Origin of the sequence: Solibacillus sp. CAU 1738 (assembly GCF_039888725.1) — a bacterium.
Classification (GTDB): domain Bacteria; phylum Bacillota; class Bacilli; order Bacillales_A; family Planococcaceae; genus Metasolibacillus.
The window spans coordinates 663,707-680,294 of the sequence record NZ_JBDQQN010000003.1; the positions used below are offsets into that span (position 1 = coordinate 663,707).

A 16,588-nucleotide genomic window follows, 5' to 3' on the forward strand; every position below is an offset into this window, starting at 1 on the left:
ATATAAGAAAATAAAGATTTACGAATTCGCAATATCGAAATATGATAAGTTTTGAGAGGAGGGGACAAGGATGAAAGAACCAAAATATGATAATGATGAAGTGCGTTATAATGAAGAATTTTTACAAATGCTTTTATTAGAAGAAGAAATTGAAGTATTCCGTGAACAATTTTTAGCGCTACATCCGTATGATCAAGCCCAGTTTTATGAAAAGGTGGGACCTGATATACGACGTACTATCTATTCATACTTGTCTCCTGAAGAACTGGCGGTTATTTTTGAAGCGATAGAGCTCCAAGATGATGAATATGAACACTTTTTAAGTGAAATGGATACGTCTTATGGAGCCGCTATGCTCTCGTTTATGTATACAGATGACGCAGTAGACGTATTAAATGAACTAGATAATGAGCAGCGCGAAAGCTATTTAGAAATGATGGATAGTGAAACAGTAGATGAAATTAATGAACTGTTAGGCTATGCAGAATATACTGCTGGAGCGATTATGACGACGGAATATGTGTCGATTTTAGAAAATTCGACAGTACGTTCTGCCATGGCGGTGCTGCGTAATGAAGCCCCGAATGCTGAAACAATTTACTATGTTTTCGTCGTTAATGATATGCGTCAATTAACCGGTGTTATTTCGCTCAGAGATTTAATTATCGCTAAGGAGGATGCATTAATTAGCGATATTATGAGTGAACGTGTCGTGTCGGTAAAAGTTACAGATGACCAGGAAGACGTTGCTCAAATTATGAGAGACTATAATTTCTTAGCGATTCCAGTAATTGATGAAAATCGTGAAATGCAAGGGATTATTACTGTCGATGATATTATCGACGTTATCGATGAAGAAGCGTCAGATGACTACTCGAAGCTTGCCGGTATTTCTAATATGGACGATATTGATTCTGGTCCATTTAAAGCTGCAACAAAGCGTTTACCGTGGCTAATAATTTTGCTATTTTTAGGAATGTTAACTGCAAACTTAATGGGGCAATTTGAAGAAACGCTTGATAAAGTAGCATTGCTTGCAGTATTTATTCCACTTATTTCGGGTACATCCGGGAATAGTGGTACACAGGCACTGGCCGTTGCGATACGCGGTATTGCAACGGGTGAAGTTGGAGGTCATAGCAAGTTTAAGCTATTAGCAAGGGAATGCTTAACTGGTTTAATAACAGGTGTTGTATGCGGAATAATCGTTGTCGGTATAGTATTCATTTGGAAGCATCAAATTATTATTGGTTTACTTGTAGGAGTCGCGATTTGTTGCTCCATTGTAGTTGCTACATTAGCAGGTTCCTTTATTCCGTTATTAATGCATAAGCTTGGTATTGACCCTGCTGTTGCATCTGGTCCATTTATTACAACTTTAAATGACGTAACAAGTATAATAATATACTTAGGTCTAGCGACGACGTTTATCAATCAGATAATGTAACAACGCAGAGAGCAATTGCATATCGTAAGGAAAAAAGGTGGGCGAATGGATGGAACATGAACCGTTACTTTTTATAAAAACGCCGTCATATGCTGTGCAGCTCGCAATTAATGAAAGTACTTTATTTGATGAAAGTACGTCCATTTATGAAATACAGGCTCCACGAGTAATAGAAAACGCATTGATTGCGCATCAGCTACGCTTTTTTGCTCGACCAACGAAAAAAGATAGGGTGTTGCTTGTCGTTTTGAAAAATGACGAACGCTTAGTCGGGACGGTGGAGCGCCTGCAAGGGGTTGATGTAACGATGAAAATATTTGAGAAAAAAGTTATTATTGATGGCAATGACATCGTAGCAATTTATGTATCAAAAAAATAAAAAAAGCGGCAAAGGTCTAAAAGAACTTTGCCGCTTTTTTTAGTTACAAATACCTAAGTTGACGTCTGCGATACATTGTACTGCGCAGAAGCAATCTAAGTCTACAGTAATACAGCTATCTGATGCTTTGAAATCCGTTACTTCACAAATTGCTCTTAATGATACTTTAGTACCATCACCATTTAATAAATCTACTACGTCTCCACCGCGATCTAATGGAATTAATACACGTAATGTTGCACAGCAATCATCAAATACATCTTCTACTCGGAAAAATACTGATGTGCAAACACAATCTGTTGAATCATCTGTACTAAAAGTTGCTACAAACGGTGTACCGAATTTTGTTAATAGCATAAATACACGTGTATCTGCTGAAGATCTCGCAGGACTAACAATTCCACCTAATGGCTCTAAAAAACAGTTTGTTGTACAAGTCGAACACTCATCTTGTACTGCTTGATTTTGGATGTCTAAAATGGAACGTACAACTTCACAAACACAACCTCTACCCGAGCTTGTAGGGCTAACTTCTCCTCTTCCACAACCCATGCTCTCACCTCCTAGATAATTTCTCTCTACAATATGAGAGGATTCCCGACTGAATAGGGCGTTCGCATAGAAACAACTGCCTATATTTGTGAATAAAGAAATAAAAATACGCACATACTTCGCAAAAAAGGAGGCACAAAGGTGAAATATTTTTTGAGCATTGTAGGATGTGTGCTCCTACTGTCTGCTTGTGCATCAGCTGAAAAAATTGTGATGTACGATGAACAAAGTGATAAGGCGAGGGAAATAAAACAACAGTTGGAAAAAACAAAGGAAGTAGAGAAGGCAAATGTTGTAGAAATCGATGACGAAATACTTGTGGCGGTACAAACAAAACCGTTGAACTCATTTAAAGAAAGAAAAACAGCAAAAAAACTACAAGATAAATTAGAAGAAAAATGGCCGAACTATGACATCCTCGTATCGTCAGATTTTAAATTATATTGGGAAACCTCGAAATTAATTGCTGAAAAAGATAGGCAAAGAGTAAGTGAAAAAGTGAAGGAATTGAAAAAACTAGCGAAGGAGGAGTCTTAATGAAGCAACAACAATACAAAACAATAGAACAACAAATTACACCAGCTACTCCGTATGTACTTAATGCATTTAAAGCGTTTGTCGTAGGAGGGTTAATTTGTGTAATAGGACAAGCTATTGCCTTTTTTTATATGATATTTTTTGACTTCACTGAAAAAACTGTAGGCAATCCAACCGTTGCGACGATGATATTTATTTCTATGATTTTAACTGGATTTGGACTTTATCGCAAACTGGGACAATTCGCTGGAGCGGGGAGCGCTGTTCCTGTAACTGGATTCGGTAACGCGGTTATTTCAGCAGCGATTGAGCATAAAACTGAAGGGCTAGTTTTAGGGGTTGGTAGCAATATGTTTAAGCTTGCGGGTTCTGTTATTGTATTTGGTACCGTATCTGCATTTTTTGTCGCACTCATTAAAACACTTCTTGTAATGATGGGGGTACTTCAATGGTAATACTTTTTCAAACGAAGCCGTCATTATTAGCTGGAGCTGCAATAGTAGGCCCGTTAGAATCTCGTAGTGTATTTCGCTCTTATTTCGATGTAGTAGCAGAAGATGAGCTTTTCCAGGAGAAAACGAATGAGCGTGGGCAGAGTCGTTTAATTACAGATACTTGCCAGCTAGTGATGGACAAGGCACAAATAAAAAATTTAGATGTGGATTATTTTTTAAGTGGCGATTTAGTCAATCAAATGACCCCGACAAATTTCGCAGCACGCGAACTAGCGGTGTCGTTTATTGGCTTGTTTTCTGCATGTGCAACATCTGTATCCTCCGTAATTATTGCAAGTTTACTAACTGAACTTGGTGCATCGCAATTAGCGATTGCGGGCTCCTCAAGTCATCATAATGCAACAGAGCGTCAATTTCGATATCCAGTGGACTACGGTGCACAAAAGCCTGCTACTGCACAATGGACTGTTACAGCTGCCGGTTATACTCTTGTTGGAAAGTATAATCCTGAGTTTCCTTATGTTGTTGCAGCTACTGTTGGAAAGGTTGTAGATTTTAATGATACAGATCCCTTTCATATGGGCGGGGCAATGGCACCAGCAGCTTATGAAACCATTACAACACATTTAAAGCAGCGTAAACAGAAAATCTATGATTACGACATGATTATGACGGGTGATTTAGGTAATATCGGCTTGAAATTAGTAAAGGCTATGCTCGCACAAGATGGAATAAGCAATGATGAATTAAAGCTTATTCGAGATGCTGGAGCTGAATATTATGGTGAAGATAAATCATTCCTAGCAGGAGCAAGTGGAGCAGGATGTTCAGCATCGGTGTTTTTTAGTTACGTATTAAGTCAGTTTAAAACAGGGCGTTATAAACGGGTTCTACTTGTGGCAACTGGTGCTTTACTTTCACCTTTGTCTTTCCAACAGGGTGAATCGATTCCTTGTACAGCCCATGCAATTGAAATAGCGATGAACTGAGGTAGGATAAATGTATACTTTTTTATTTGCTTTTTTAGTAGGAGGCATCATTTGTGTCATTGGCCAATTATTAATGGATGTTGCAAAGCTAACGCCAGCGCATACATTATCTACATTAGTCGTATTGGGCGCGATTTTAGACGGTTTTGGTTTATATGAGCCACTCATTGATTTTGCAGGTGCTGGTGCCACGATACCAATTACATCTTTTGGTAATGCACTTACACATGGTGCGCTAGCTGAAGCAGAAAAACATGGATTAGTAGGAGTTTTAACAGGAATGTTTGAAGTAACAAGCTCAGGAATTAGTGCAGCCATTATTTTTGGCTTTATCGGTGCACTTATTTTCCGCTCAAAAGGCAAAGTAGACTAGGGCGTTTAGCCCTCTTTTCATTTTTAGTGAAGCATACACTAAAATGTAGAAAGGAGGGGTATGTATGTCTGGCTATGGATGGCAAGAATGTGGAAACGTGCAACCTGCTTATAACAATTGTTACAGTGGTCATAATAACGGTTCGACATTTGTATTAATTGTCGTATTATTCATTTTATTGATTATTGTCGGAAGTGTATTTTTATAAGGAGGGAGGATAATGGAAAACAAGTTTTTCAAACAATTTGAAAAAAAAACGGGTGTCCAAATGGATGAAGTATTTGCACTAGCCCGAGCGATTCAACATGCAGATTTTACGAGCGAAAAACAAGTGAGAAAAATTGTTCGAAAAGTAAGTAAAGTCGCAAATAGAAATATATCACCACAATTAGAAGACCAAATTGTTCAGTCTATAATAAAAGATGGCCATTCTCTTGATATGAGTAAAATTGAGAAAATGATGAGATAGAAAGAAGAGGGTGGTTTCAAAACGATTTGAAACACCCCCTTCTCTTTTGTTAAATATTTTTTTCCATTGCGCGGTGCGGAATACCAGCGTCCATAAATTCTGGAGAAGTAACGACGTATTGCAGCTTTTCGTAAAATGGTACAGCATAGCTTTGTGCATTCAGCTTAAGCTTTTTCAAATTACTTTCTTTAGCAACTTGTTCGATATACTCCATTAATAAAATACCTAAGCGTTTACCGCGGTATTCGCTTAGCACACATACACGTTCAACTTTGCCTACTTGTGGCTCGAATTCACGTAGGCGCGCGGCAGCAATCGTTGTGTCACCGTCCATTACAATAAAATGAAGAGCAGTTTTATCATGCTCATCTAGCTCTAAATGTACAGGTACACCTTGCTCCTCAACGAACACTTTTGTACGAATTGCAAATGCCTGCTGTAATTGTTCATTTGTTGTTACGGATTTTACTTCAAACATGAAATCATTCAACTCCACTCAATCTAAACGTTTCGATAGTTACCCATTTACCGTTATCCTCTTTTAGTAGATGAATGCTATCAATTGTTTCTTTTTCATTTATACCTGCCATTCGTAATTGCCCGAAAATGTCGTCATGTTCAGCTGAGGAAAGTTTTTGTGCGATAGTAATATGTGGGACGAAGACATGTTTTGATGTGCCATATGTGATTTGTTCTTGGAGCGCACTATGAATGCTTGCAAGCTGATCTGTCGGCTCAACACGGAAGAAAATTGCATTCGTCGTTGGGAAGAACGAACTAATGCGCGATGCGTGAATCGTCAGAGGTGCATATTTCGATGCAATTTCGCTCAGCTTTGAAGTAATTTCTTCTAATTTGCTTTCATCCGCTTCAAAAGCATCTTTTAGCGTCATATGAGGGGCAATTTGCGCATAATGCGGGTCATACCTTTTCCGATAATTATTCGCTAAATCTTGCAGTTTGTTCGATGGAAACGCAACAATACCATATTTCAAGTTCATAACCTCCCGAATAGTTTTAATATTTTTTCTTTTTATCAGTATAACAGAAGTTGTAGCCTTCGACATTTCATACGCCCATTTAGCCGAAAATTTCTACTAAAGCTCTTTTTAAGTCAGGTTTCCAATATTTCCACGTATGGTTGCCGTCGAATTCCTCATAAAAGGTTTGGAAATTTTTCTCTGCAAGCAATGTATGGAGTGCGCGATTAGGCGTTAAAAAATCTTTTACTGATTTATCGGTTGTTACTACTCGATCTTCGCCTGTACCGATAATCTGATAAATAAATAACGCTTCGTAATTTTTGGCATTTGTAACGGCAGCGAGTACAAGATCGTCTACATATGGTGATTGTAGTACTGCTTTACCGAATACGCTCGGATACTTTATTGCGGCCATTAATGCAGCAGTAGCAGCCATTGAATCCCCAACTACAGCACGAGTAGAGCCGAGCTGATAAGTTGCGAATTCTTCATCTAAATAAGGTACAAGCTCGTGTGCCAAAAAACGAAGAAAAGAATCATGCTCTTCACCTGAAGGGATATATTTTTTTTGACGATCATAAACATCTTTATATGGAATGCCGACAATTATCGTTTGTTCCATTTCATAATTATCAATAAGTTCATCAGCTAATCGAGGAATTCCCCCTAATTGAAAATAGTCTTTGCCATCAGTAGCGATTAAAATGTTATATTTATATAGTGGAGAATAATTTGCTGGAATATAGATGAGCAGCTGCATTTGTTCTTGCAGTGCATCACTAAAAAAGGTTAAGTCTTTTACTGTTCCTTTATTCACAAAAGTCACTCCCTCTCACAGTTGTACCGAAATTGTATCATATCCACATTTAAAGGTATAATATGGTGAGAAGAAAAATAATTAATGAAATGAGGATTTTTCTATGCATAACAAAAATATTCGTGTTCATTCAGATCAAGTAATGGCTGCAACATATGCTGCTCTTGAACGCCGGGGTGTAAAAGTTGCTGATATTGCAGATATCGTATATAAAATGCAAAACTCATATAATGAAGGTTTAACGATGGAGCATTGCATTAAATCGGTTGAGCGAGTTTTAAATAAACGTGAAGTTCAGCATGCTGTTTTAGTTGGTATAGAGCTTGACGAATTAGCTGAGAAGAAATTATTATCAGAGCCATTACAATCAATTATAGAAGCAGATGAAGGGTTATTTGGTGTGGATGAAACAATTGCATTAGGATCAGTGTTTACATACGGTAGTATTGCGGTGACAACATTTGGTCATTTAGATAAACAAAAGATTGGAATTATTGAAAAACTTGATACAAAAGCTGGGCATGGTATACATACATTCCTAGATGATTTAGTCGGAAGTATTGCTGCATGTGCCGCTTCACGTATCGCTCACCGTATGCGCGATTTAGAGGAGGAAGGCGAAACGTTTGCAGATATACCGCCAATTGTACTTGGACCACAGCCAAAGCCAAAAACAGAAATCTAAAATAGACATGTAAATCGCCATTCACTACGATTTGTGAATGGCGATTAATTTCTTTTTTTGATAGGATATAAGTATTGAACGAGAGAGGATCAATTTGTATGAAACTGCAAGATATTAAAACACTTATTACGAGTGGAACTATATTACTTGGACTAGCATTATATTTTATTTTCGCTGATCCACCGCCAAAGAAAGTAGAAGATACGCCTTATCAAATAGAGCAAGGAACTGCTACAGAACAAACTACTTCGGAAGTGAAAATTCCAGCGGAGTATGCAAAGCAAGCAACTGGAAATGAACTACAGCAAGTAAAATTCCTTGCTGCAAATGACGGCGATACATTTAGTGTTGAACTTGATGGTAAAAAACAAAAAGTTCGATTATTAATGGTAGATACTACGGAAATGAACTACAATAAAGGCGAACCGATGCCCTATGCAGCAGAAGCAAAAGCTTTCACTGAAGATTTATTGAAAAATGCTTCTACAATTGAGTTGCTATTTGACGTTGGACCTAAAACAGATAAATACGACAGATTACTAGCGTATGTTTATGTAGATGGTGTACTTTTACAAGAGGCTTTACTGGAAAATGGACTAGCAGTAATGCGTTATATGAATAAACCGAATAATACACTAGAACAAGAGCTGCGTGATGTGCAAGCACAGGCAGAAGCAAGCAAGCTGAATATTTGGGCGCACGAAGGGTATTTTGAAAATAACCAATTCCACGTAGAAGCAGTACAATAATAACAAAAGGGGATAGGGACAGCATAGCTCATCCCCTTTTAGTTTGATGTAAAAAGATGATCTTCTAAAAAAAGGTTACTTGACGTAATGAAGTTGTTAAATTAAACTAAGTTATGAATAGTAAGTTATAAAACTGTACTATTCAACATATATAAATAGCGGCACGATTTTTAGTACCTATTATTAGGGAATCTAAATTATCGTCAAGCTATTATATTTTTAATCCATTATCTCGAATTCGAGATAAAATCACATCGTACTTAGGAGGAATTATTAAATGGCAAAATGGGCAATTGATCGTTCGCATTCAAGCATTGGCTTTACAGTGAAACACATGATGGTTTCGAAAGTTAAAGGCGTTTTTGATTCTTATACTGCAGATGTTGAAGCAGAGGATTTAACGGATTTAACAAGTGCTAATATTAGTTTCGATTTTGATATAGCAAGCATTAATACGCGTAGTGAAGACCGTGATAATCATTTAAAATCAGCTGATTTTTTTGATGGAGAAAAATATCCAAAAATTACATTCAAATCAACTAATATTACAAAATCAGATGATACTTATAAAGTGACTGGTGATTTAACAATTAAAGATGTTACAAAATCAGTGACATTTGATACAGAATTCAACGGTAAAGGGAAGAACCCATGGGGCGTGGATGTTTACGGCTTCGAAGCGGAAACTAAAATTAACCGCGAAGAATTTGGATTGACTTGGAACGCTGCACTTGAAACAGGCGGGGTACTTGTTGGCAAAGACATTAAAATTCAAGTTGAACTAGAATTAAATCCAGCGTAATAAATGTAAAAAGCTTAAAAGAGACGCACTCTTTTAAGCTTTTTTTGAAAAATAAGAAAGTATAAGTTTTTAGAGATGTCTAGTCATTCACGCTAGACGATCGAGGTAGCTTCGAAAGTCTCTACGCGTGGCAAACACGCTAGGAGCCGTTCGCAAGCGCAGGCAGTTTTCTTAGCGGCGAAGGGATTTTTGGGATATGGTCAGTAGGAAGTCACTATTCGGTTTGGGATAGTGGTTTTTTTCATGGCCTCGAGGGGCATTTTTGAGCATTTGGTCAATAGAATCGAAAATAAGGTCAATAGAATCAAAAATTAGGTCAATATCATAGAAGAGTATGAAGGCATTATTCGGTTTGTGAATAGCAGTTTTTTCTTATTATTGAAAACAAAATTTACACTATTACTAAATATTTCATAAGTTCATTTCATATAGTAAATAGAATGTAAAAAAAGGAGCTTATTATATGGAAATGAATAATAAAAGTATATTAATCACAGGTGGATACGGTTTTGTAGGAAGTGTTGTTGCTCGAAAGTTATACGAGCAGGGAGCAGAAATAACTATTGTTGATAATTGTAGCACGGGGAATAAACGAACGGTGCCATTCCCGCATAATGCATACGAAATGAATGTGGAAGATGCACTATGTGAAACGATTTTTAAGCAACATAAAATTGATATTATTATACACTGCGCTGCACAAACTAGTGTTACTACATCTATGAAAGATCCGATACAAGATAGTTATAGCAATGTATTTGGTGTAATTAGAATGTTAATGTGGGCTCAAAAATATAATGTTGAACATTTTGTCTTTACATCCTCTGCAGCTGTATATGGCGATCAACTAGAATTGCCAATTACTGAAGATCGACAGTTAAACCCTTTGTCGGTGTACGGTATGAATAAGCAAATTGGAGAAATGTATTGTGAGCGGTGGCAGCAATTTCACAATCTCCCTACTTTGATCTACCGCTTTTCAAACGTATATGGTCCAGGAGCTAATCAGACTGATGCCATTATTCCGAGAATAACAGAGAAAATTATTAATAATGAAGTGCTAACAATTTACGGAGATGGTAACCAATCGCGTGATTTTATTTATGTAGATGATATAGCAAATGCGATTATAAGAGGTGTTGAAAGCCGTTTACAAGGCATATACAATATTTCAACTAATGAGCATATTTCATTGAATGAACTTATCCAAACTGTACGAGAATTAGGTTATACGCTTACTGTAAATAATGAGCAGGCAAAGGATAGCGATATTAAGCATTCATTGTTATCTAACGAAAAAATTGTCAAGACGACTCAGTGGCAGCCAACTGTGTCGATAAAAGAAGGTATTCAGCGTTGTATTGAAAGCAAAAATCAGGCTTCAGCCCAAATTAGTTGAGATTGTAGACGCTAGTCTGTAATTCGGATAAATCAATAATATTGCATAAAAGAGCATCTTGGAAAAAAACTTAAGGGGCTACATCAAAAGATGATGCAGCCCCTTAAGAGGGCACTGAAAACTTAGTCGTTATTTTTTTAGTAAATTTCTATTACAAGCATGTTTATTTACCTTTTATTGTTAAATGTCGAATTGGAATACGTTGATTTCCGCTACTGCAGAGGCCAACACGATGTTGGTCACGAATACGTTGTCAGAAGATGTGACGCTTTTAGTATTCGTTCCAATATTTCCGCAGGCACGGCTTCAACTAATTTATTTCGGCTAATGCCGAAATAAATGGATTTTCAGCTCGTGTGTATCCTGCTCCTGCGATTACTCGTCGCAAATAAAAATTGCTGGAGTCGAGTCCCCTCCGCTCCAATCAACTATCAAGTCTTTTATTAAATAGTCCACTAAAGAAACACGCTTATTATCTTCTAATCACTATGTACATTACAATTCCTACTTAGTTAGAGACACTAATTCAATAGGTTCAGAAGGAAAATTCATACTCAATCGCGCCTTGCATGAAGCGCAAAAACGAGTCGTATAAGACAGTACAACTGGCTTGTGCGTCTCATGCGCTAGCGCGATTGACTTGATAAATATATCAACAGAATGCTAAATCATTGTTAGTTAGAAAGCGAATTTCTATCATAAAATTTCGGGTAAATACACTTTTTCAGTGCCCTCGCCCCTTAATAAAACGTTTTTCAATAATAGCGATCCTTACTCATATCGTTCAACTAACTCTGTTTCAGCCTTTATTAAAAATTTTTGGTAGTATTCGTATTGCTTTTTGAGATGCTTATGCGCTTCTTCACGCTCTTCTGGTGTTCTCGCCTCTATATAGGCATTTACGCTTTGAACATATTTGTTCTTCGTATCCATATAATCCATAAAATACGATTCTTTAATATGTGGCTCTAATTGAAGTCCACCACCAGTATGATTAGCAACATCTGCAAATGCATCGTATAATTGCTTAATTAATTGCGCCCTATGCTCATGCGTATATTGTTCTGCTGTTTCTTGGAATATCAAAATACGTTCTATTGGCATTTGTATTATGTACAGTTGATCGTAAAGTAGTGCCCTATAATCTTTTATTAACTTATGCTGCTGATAAAAAACCGCACCTATCACCATCACTACTAACAATATTCCTACTATATTAAACTTTTTCATGAAATAATACTCCTACTGTCATGTGGGCATGCCCTTTATTTGAATTACCGAATATCGATTTACTTCGGAAATCAGTCATACTTTGTAAAAAGAAAAGAGCTGTCTCCAAAAAGTCATTATTATGCCCTTTTGGAACAGCCCTTTATTTTAATTCACTATGTTGCTCAAAAACGGTCGCAATAGTTGCCAAATCTTTATAAGAAACAGCTTGCAGTTGATCGAGAGCAGCTCTGTCAAACGTCATAGTAAGTACTTCAGTGTTTTCACTATTAATAACTTGGTACCAAACGAATGTAAACTCCGCAATTTGTGGGGAATTCGCTATTTTTACTAGCATGTTATAGCTATCCTTTAATAAAATATCCGCTGTCATAAACTCCGAGCTTTGCATTTTTACTAATACAATTTCATTATTTTTTTCAGGCGTTACTTGAATATCTAAAACCGCATCTTGTAATTGCTGTTCTTTCGTCATTTCACTAATAGCTAACATCGTTTCATAGCCAGGTGTATTTTCTAAAACGTTTTTTTCAATTACGTCTTCAGTTTCTTTGTCATTTGTAATAGATATTCCAAAAAGACCCAATACAATAAATAGAACAAGTAGTACTATATAAAAGTTTACGAATTTTTTCATTGACTGTGTCCCCCATTGTTTATTGAATGATAAAGAACAGTAATAATTAAAACATTGATTTTAGATAGATTTTTTTTGTATTCTACATTATTAAGTATAAAGGCTTACTATATTTTTTGCTCACTAAATAATTCTTTAAATAAGGTCTATGTAGTTTATAGCAATGCACTGCATTACAATATGAAAAAGACCCCCGGCAATCCGCGCCGTTAGTGGGGTCTTTTGTAGTGGCATTAGTTGTTCCGACTAATGTCACATAGGTTTGGCACCTAATAAAAAATTATACGATGTTTTTTGTATAATTGCAAACGGTGGCTTTTCAATGAGGAGTAGAGTGGCATACTACTGTAATATGGAAGTTTTGAGTAATTTGAATTTATGCCCTAATTAAAGATAAATCTTGTCGTAAATGTGCTTTTTCTTATATTCAGTTCATGTAAACGGTCATCGTGATACAAACAAATGTCATGTATGAGCAAGGTAACGGTTTAAATTGTGTGAACCGAAAACGATACTCATTTAATAATGTATGAAAAGGAGTTGTCTCAAAAAAAGACTTTTGAAACAACCCCTTTCTTTGAGAGAGTCGAAGCCTATATTTAGGCATATTTTTTATTAAGATGTATGTTCTTCCTGCGGCAAATGTTGTACTATGAAATATAAAAATGATTCATCCTCAAGTTCTACCATTTTTTGCTCATTAATACCAATAGATAAAGGTCCAGAAAAAATAGCTTCCCACCAAGTTTCTGTTATAATCATTGAAATTGCCCCCTTGTTCACTGTAGAAATAAATTTGTTATTTACCAGTGTATTCCCAATTGTGTTTGTTTGTAAACGAGTTGTAGAAGTGTTAAGATGCTACCAAATTCAATTTGAATATGCTGTAAAAAGGATTTCACGTGACCGTTATAGTAGTTAATATGTGTGAAAACTATTGAAATATGCATAAAAATTAAAAAAGGGAAGGAAGTTTTTTTTGTGAATTTTACAGCCCAAGATGTAGAAGATTGGATTTCAGAGCAAAGAAACTTGTATTTTTCAAGCGTTACAAAGGATATCGAGTTTCGTAAACAGCAATTAATTAAGCTAAAAGAAACAATAAAAAAATATGAAGCCGACATTATGCGCGCTTTAAAATTAGATTTAAATAAAAGTGAATTTGAGGCGTACACGACAGAAGTTGGTATTGTGCTTGATAGCATTTCTTATATGGTGAAAAATATCAATGACTGGGCAAAGCCTATAGCAGCGAAAACCCCTGTACAGTTTCAGCCAGGGAAAAGCTATATTATTCGGGAGCCTTATGGAGTAGTACTTATTATTGGCCCTTTTAATTATCCATTCCAGCTCGTTATGGAGCCGTTAATTGGTGCGATTATTGCTGGTAATACAGCGATTGTTAAACCATCTGAAGCGTCAGTGAATACAACAAATATTATAAAAAAAATCATCGCAGAAGTATTTGAAGAAAATTATGTACGTGTAGTGGAAGGGGAAAAAGCGGAAGTTGAGGCACTTATTCATGCTTCATTTGATTATATTTTCTTTACAGGTAGTGTCTCGACTGGAAAAGTAATTATGCGTGCAGCGGCCGATAGACTCACACCGGTTACGCTAGAGCTTGGCGGCAAAAGCCCTGTAATTGTTGACCAAACAGCAAATTTAGATGTAGCAGCAAAACGGATTGCTTGGGGGAAATTTAATAATAATGGGCAAACTTGTGTCGCGCCTGATTATGTACTCGTGCATTCATCTGTTTACAAAAAATTCATTAAAATTTTAAAGCAAACGATAACATCATTTTATGGGGAAGATCCTCAAACGAGCAAAGACTATGGCCGAGTTATTCATACACAACATTTTGACCGTTTAAAAATGATTTTAGATGCTGAAACAGATCATATAACATTTGGAGGAAAAACGGATCGCGAAGATTTATTTGTTGCGCCGACGATTATCGAAGGTGCTGGTTGGGACAGTAAAGTAATGGAGGACGAAATATTCGGACCTATTTTACCGATTATGGCGTATAACGATTTAGCTAACGCGATTTACCAAGTACGCAAATTACCGAAGCCTTTATCAGCTTATTTATTTACAGAAAATGATAATGCGATGAACTATTTCTTAAATGAATTACCGTTTGGAGGAGGGTGTATTAATGATATTATGACCCATGTTGGAAACACCCATTTACCATTTGGTGGTGTTGGACCATCTGGAATTGGTGCATACCACGGTAAGGCGAGCTTCGAATGCTTTACACATCCTAAATCGATCTTACAGCGTTCTACTAAATTGGCAAATAATTTATTATTCCCTCCATATAAGAAAAAAGTAAAGCTTGTGCGAGCGATAATAAAATAGTAAAAAGAGCTGGCGACTGCCAGCTCTTTTTATTATCGGCACTTTTGCAAATACCTGTCGTAAAGAACAGCTTGCATTAGAACAATTGCAACTGCTACATAATCAACGCTTTATAAAAAGCATTATTTTTCAATAATAGGGAAACTAATAATAATTTGAGTACCGACATTTTCTTTACTTCTAATTTTAATAAAGCCATTATGTTCTTGGACGATTTTATTCGTTATCATCATGCCGAGGCCAGTACCTGTTGATTTAGTCGTATAAAATGGCTCAAAAATACGTTCCACTAAATAATCAGATATGCCTATCCCATCATCACAAATTGCAAAATAAACATTTTGTTTGTCATCATATATATCAAGTGTAATTTTTCCATCGTGTTGAATCGCCTCAATAGCATTTTTCATAATATTAATAAATACTTGCTTAATTTGATTCCGATTCCCTAATATAAAGGGGTTTACGGTATTTATTTTTGTATAATATTCAATATTCCTATTTTCGAACTCTATTTGGAAAAATAATCCAATATCATTTAAAATATTTTGAACATCAATGATTTCCTTCGTGTCAGCTTGTGGCTTTGAAAGCACTAAAAACTCAGAAATAATTAAATCAATGCGCTCAATTTCGGATTTAATAATTTCAGTATAAGGATGATATGGGGAATCTTTATCTTCATTCATTATTTGTACAAAACCTGAGATGACAGTCATAGGATTACGAATTTCATGTGCAACACCTGCTGCGATTTCACCTGCAAGTTTTAATTTTTCAGATTGTATAATTAGTTTTTCATTTTCTTTAATATATGAATTGTCCCGAGAAATAACGGAAACAGCGAGCATTTCTCCATACGAATTATAGATTGGAGCAAGTGAAATTTGGGCGTCAAATAAAGTGCCATCTTTGCGCATATCTTGCGTCTCAATTAAATGAAAACGTTCACCTCTCAATATCTTTTGGAGTCGTTGTTGCATAACGTCAAAATTTTCGGGAGGTACTAAAGGTAAAATGTTGCCGATGCATTCTTCACGAGTCCACCCGTATAGCTTTTCAAATGAAGGGTTTACTTCTATAATTTTATTGTCTAAATCAAATACAGCAATCGCATCATCCGCATTTTCAAAAAACAGTTTTAAATATGCTTCAGTAGAAGATAGTTCATGCTCTTTATCTAATATTCTTTTCTCAATATGCTCCCAAAGCTGTTTTATATAAAGGGTTTGCATTAGAAATAAGCAGCAACTGAGCAATAAAAATAATAAGTAAGTCTCGGTAGTAACATTTCCACTTATAGCACCATGTTTATATAACCAGCTTAAAATGAGTGCAACTTCTATTGTCGTTAGTAACGTGAGAGTAATATTTACCTTTAATGACCGGTAAATACACATTAATAGTAAGTAATAAAGAAACCAGTATAAAGAAAATATTTGTGAGCTTTGAGTTACTATAAACACGATTACCACATTCCATCCAACCATTAATATTAACTGTATTTTTTGAGGATGGACTTTGAAATAAAAAAACGCCCCGATGAATATGACGATAGTAATGGCGAACATTGGGTAATAATAAAGATATTCATAAATACCGATTGCAATTGCCGTCATATGAATTGTTAAGCTTATAAGTAATGAATAGAAAACGAATAAATTACGTTTATGTAAAGTTTCTAGTTGTTGCATTGCACACTCCTAATCTCGTTA

The 16,588-nt window shown here is 36.0% G+C and carries 21 protein-coding genes; 13 read left to right on the top strand and 8 right to left on the bottom strand.

The genetic code is table 11. The features are described 5' to 3' along the window. The first annotated feature begins 70 nt into the window (after window positions 1–70). Together mgtE and AAFN87_RS12500 are read left to right on the top strand one after the other, a co-directional pair. Entirely contained in the window at window positions 71–1,447 is a 1,377-nt protein-coding gene (gene mgtE / locus AAFN87_RS12495; RefSeq protein WP_347791399.1) for a magnesium transporter, read from the top strand. 49 nt (window positions 1,448–1,496) lie between these two features. Further along, complete coding sequence (locus AAFN87_RS12500) at window positions 1,497–1,826, top strand: 4-diphosphocytidyl-2C-methyl-D-erythritol kinase (RefSeq protein WP_347791400.1); 330 nt, start codon at window positions 1,497–1,499, stop codon at window positions 1,824–1,826. A 39-nt stretch (window positions 1,827–1,865) separates the two neighbouring features. Here AAFN87_RS12500 and AAFN87_RS12505 read toward each other — a convergent pair whose 3' ends face one another. Continuing rightward, on the bottom strand, window positions 1,866–2,378 hold the full coding sequence (locus tag AAFN87_RS12505; protein ID WP_347791401.1) for a CotY/CotZ family spore coat protein: 513 nt from the start codon (window positions 2,376–2,378) through the stop codon (window positions 1,866–1,868). Between the two features lie 141 nt (window positions 2,379–2,519). Between AAFN87_RS12505 and AAFN87_RS12510 the strand changes: the two genes are divergently transcribed. The 6 genes from AAFN87_RS12510 to AAFN87_RS12535 all read left to right on the top strand — a co-directional run bounded on the left by AAFN87_RS12510 (window position 2,520) and on the right by AAFN87_RS12535 (window position 5,201). Beyond that, window positions 2,520–2,915 (top strand): YhcN/YlaJ family sporulation lipoprotein, encoded by a 396-nt coding sequence (locus AAFN87_RS12510; protein ID WP_347791402.1) that lies wholly within the window; start codon window positions 2,520–2,522, stop codon window positions 2,913–2,915. After that, complete coding sequence (spoVAC, locus tag AAFN87_RS12515) at window positions 2,915–3,370, top strand: stage V sporulation protein AC (RefSeq protein WP_347791403.1); 456 nt, start codon at window positions 2,915–2,917, stop codon at window positions 3,368–3,370. The genes AAFN87_RS12510 and spoVAC overlap by 1 nt, the downstream gene beginning before the upstream one ends. After that, window positions 3,364–4,359 carry a beta-ketoacyl-[acyl-carrier-protein] synthase family protein gene (locus AAFN87_RS12520; protein ID WP_347791404.1) on the top strand — a complete coding sequence of 332 codons (996 nt, stop codon included), beginning with the start codon at window positions 3,364–3,366 and terminating at the stop codon, window positions 4,357–4,359. The genes spoVAC and AAFN87_RS12520 overlap by 7 nt, the downstream gene beginning before the upstream one ends. A 10-nt stretch (window positions 4,360–4,369) precedes the next feature. After that, window positions 4,370–4,732, top strand: a complete 363-nt coding sequence (gene spoVAE, locus AAFN87_RS12525) for a stage V sporulation protein AE (RefSeq protein WP_347791405.1) — start codon at window positions 4,370–4,372, stop codon at window positions 4,730–4,732. A 64-nt stretch (window positions 4,733–4,796) separates the two neighbouring features. After that, on the top strand, window positions 4,797–4,940 hold the full coding sequence (locus AAFN87_RS12530) for a YjcZ family sporulation protein (RefSeq protein ID WP_347791406.1): 144 nt from the start codon (window positions 4,797–4,799) through the stop codon (window positions 4,938–4,940). Window positions 4,941–4,952: 12 nt separating this feature from the next. Next, window positions 4,953–5,201: a stage VI sporulation protein F gene (locus AAFN87_RS12535; protein ID WP_347791407.1), complete on the top strand. Its 249-nt coding sequence runs from the start codon at window positions 4,953–4,955 to the stop codon at window positions 5,199–5,201. Window positions 5,202–5,250: 49 nt separating this feature from the next. Here AAFN87_RS12535 and AAFN87_RS12540 read toward each other — a convergent pair whose 3' ends face one another. The 3 genes from AAFN87_RS12540 to AAFN87_RS12550 all read right to left on the bottom strand — a co-directional run bounded on the left by AAFN87_RS12540 (window position 5,251) and on the right by AAFN87_RS12550 (window position 7,001). Further along, window positions 5,251–5,679, bottom strand: a complete 429-nt coding sequence (locus AAFN87_RS12540) for a GNAT family N-acetyltransferase (protein ID WP_347791408.1) — start codon at window positions 5,677–5,679, stop codon at window positions 5,251–5,253. A 4-nt stretch (window positions 5,680–5,683) separates the two neighbouring features. After that, the gene (locus tag AAFN87_RS12545) at window positions 5,684–6,196 is read right to left on the bottom strand and encodes a YjcG family protein (RefSeq protein WP_347791409.1); all 513 of its coding nucleotides are present in this window, start codon (window positions 6,194–6,196) and stop codon (window positions 5,684–5,686) included. 85 nt (window positions 6,197–6,281) lie between these two features. Beyond that, window positions 6,282–7,001 carry an alpha/beta hydrolase gene (locus AAFN87_RS12550; protein WP_347791410.1) on the bottom strand — a complete coding sequence of 240 codons (720 nt, stop codon included), beginning with the start codon at window positions 6,999–7,001 and terminating at the stop codon, window positions 6,282–6,284. Window positions 7,002–7,104: 103 nt separating this feature from the next. On the opposite strand from AAFN87_RS12550, the gene AAFN87_RS12555 reads away from it, so the two are divergent. The 4 genes from AAFN87_RS12555 to AAFN87_RS12570 all read left to right on the top strand — a co-directional run bounded on the left by AAFN87_RS12555 (window position 7,105) and on the right by AAFN87_RS12570 (window position 10,636). Next, on the top strand, window positions 7,105–7,686 hold the full coding sequence (locus tag AAFN87_RS12555; protein ID WP_347791411.1) for a phosphatidylglycerophosphatase A family protein: 582 nt from the start codon (window positions 7,105–7,107) through the stop codon (window positions 7,684–7,686). Window positions 7,687–7,784: 98 nt separating this feature from the next. Continuing rightward, entirely contained in the window at window positions 7,785–8,435 is a 651-nt protein-coding gene (locus AAFN87_RS12560) for a thermonuclease family protein (RefSeq protein WP_347791412.1), read from the top strand. A 277-nt stretch (window positions 8,436–8,712) separates the two neighbouring features. After that, window positions 8,713–9,237, top strand: a complete 525-nt coding sequence (locus tag AAFN87_RS12565) for a YceI family protein (RefSeq protein WP_347791413.1) — start codon at window positions 8,713–8,715, stop codon at window positions 9,235–9,237. 463 nt (window positions 9,238–9,700) lie between these two features. Continuing rightward, window positions 9,701–10,636: an NAD-dependent epimerase/dehydratase family protein gene (locus tag AAFN87_RS12570; protein ID WP_347791414.1), complete on the top strand. Its 936-nt coding sequence runs from the start codon at window positions 9,701–9,703 to the stop codon at window positions 10,634–10,636. A 771-nt stretch (window positions 10,637–11,407) separates the two neighbouring features. Here the strand turns inward: AAFN87_RS12570 and AAFN87_RS12575 are convergent. The 3 genes from AAFN87_RS12575 to AAFN87_RS12585 form a co-directional block, all read right to left on the bottom strand. Beyond that, window positions 11,408–11,866 carry a hypothetical protein gene (locus AAFN87_RS12575; protein ID WP_347791415.1) on the bottom strand — a complete coding sequence of 153 codons (459 nt, stop codon included), beginning with the start codon at window positions 11,864–11,866 and terminating at the stop codon, window positions 11,408–11,410. A 142-nt stretch (window positions 11,867–12,008) separates the two neighbouring features. Continuing rightward, window positions 12,009–12,503, bottom strand: a complete 495-nt coding sequence (locus tag AAFN87_RS12580; protein WP_347791416.1) for a hypothetical protein — start codon at window positions 12,501–12,503, stop codon at window positions 12,009–12,011. A gap of 615 nt (window positions 12,504–13,118) precedes the next feature. Then, complete coding sequence (locus AAFN87_RS12585) at window positions 13,119–13,265, bottom strand: hypothetical protein (RefSeq protein ID WP_347791417.1); 147 nt, start codon at window positions 13,263–13,265, stop codon at window positions 13,119–13,121. Between the two features lie 219 nt (window positions 13,266–13,484). Between AAFN87_RS12585 and AAFN87_RS12590 the strand changes: the two genes are divergently transcribed. Then, window positions 13,485–14,873 carry an aldehyde dehydrogenase gene (locus AAFN87_RS12590; protein WP_347791418.1) on the top strand — a complete coding sequence of 463 codons (1,389 nt, stop codon included), beginning with the start codon at window positions 13,485–13,487 and terminating at the stop codon, window positions 14,871–14,873. A gap of 122 nt (window positions 14,874–14,995) precedes the next feature. Here the strand turns inward: AAFN87_RS12590 and AAFN87_RS12595 are convergent, their stop codons facing one another. After that, window positions 14,996–16,567, bottom strand: coding sequence for a two-component system sensor histidine kinase NtrB (locus tag AAFN87_RS12595; protein ID WP_347791419.1), 1,572 nt, complete (start codon window positions 16,565–16,567; stop codon window positions 14,996–14,998). Window positions 16,568–16,588 lie beyond the last annotated feature (21 nt).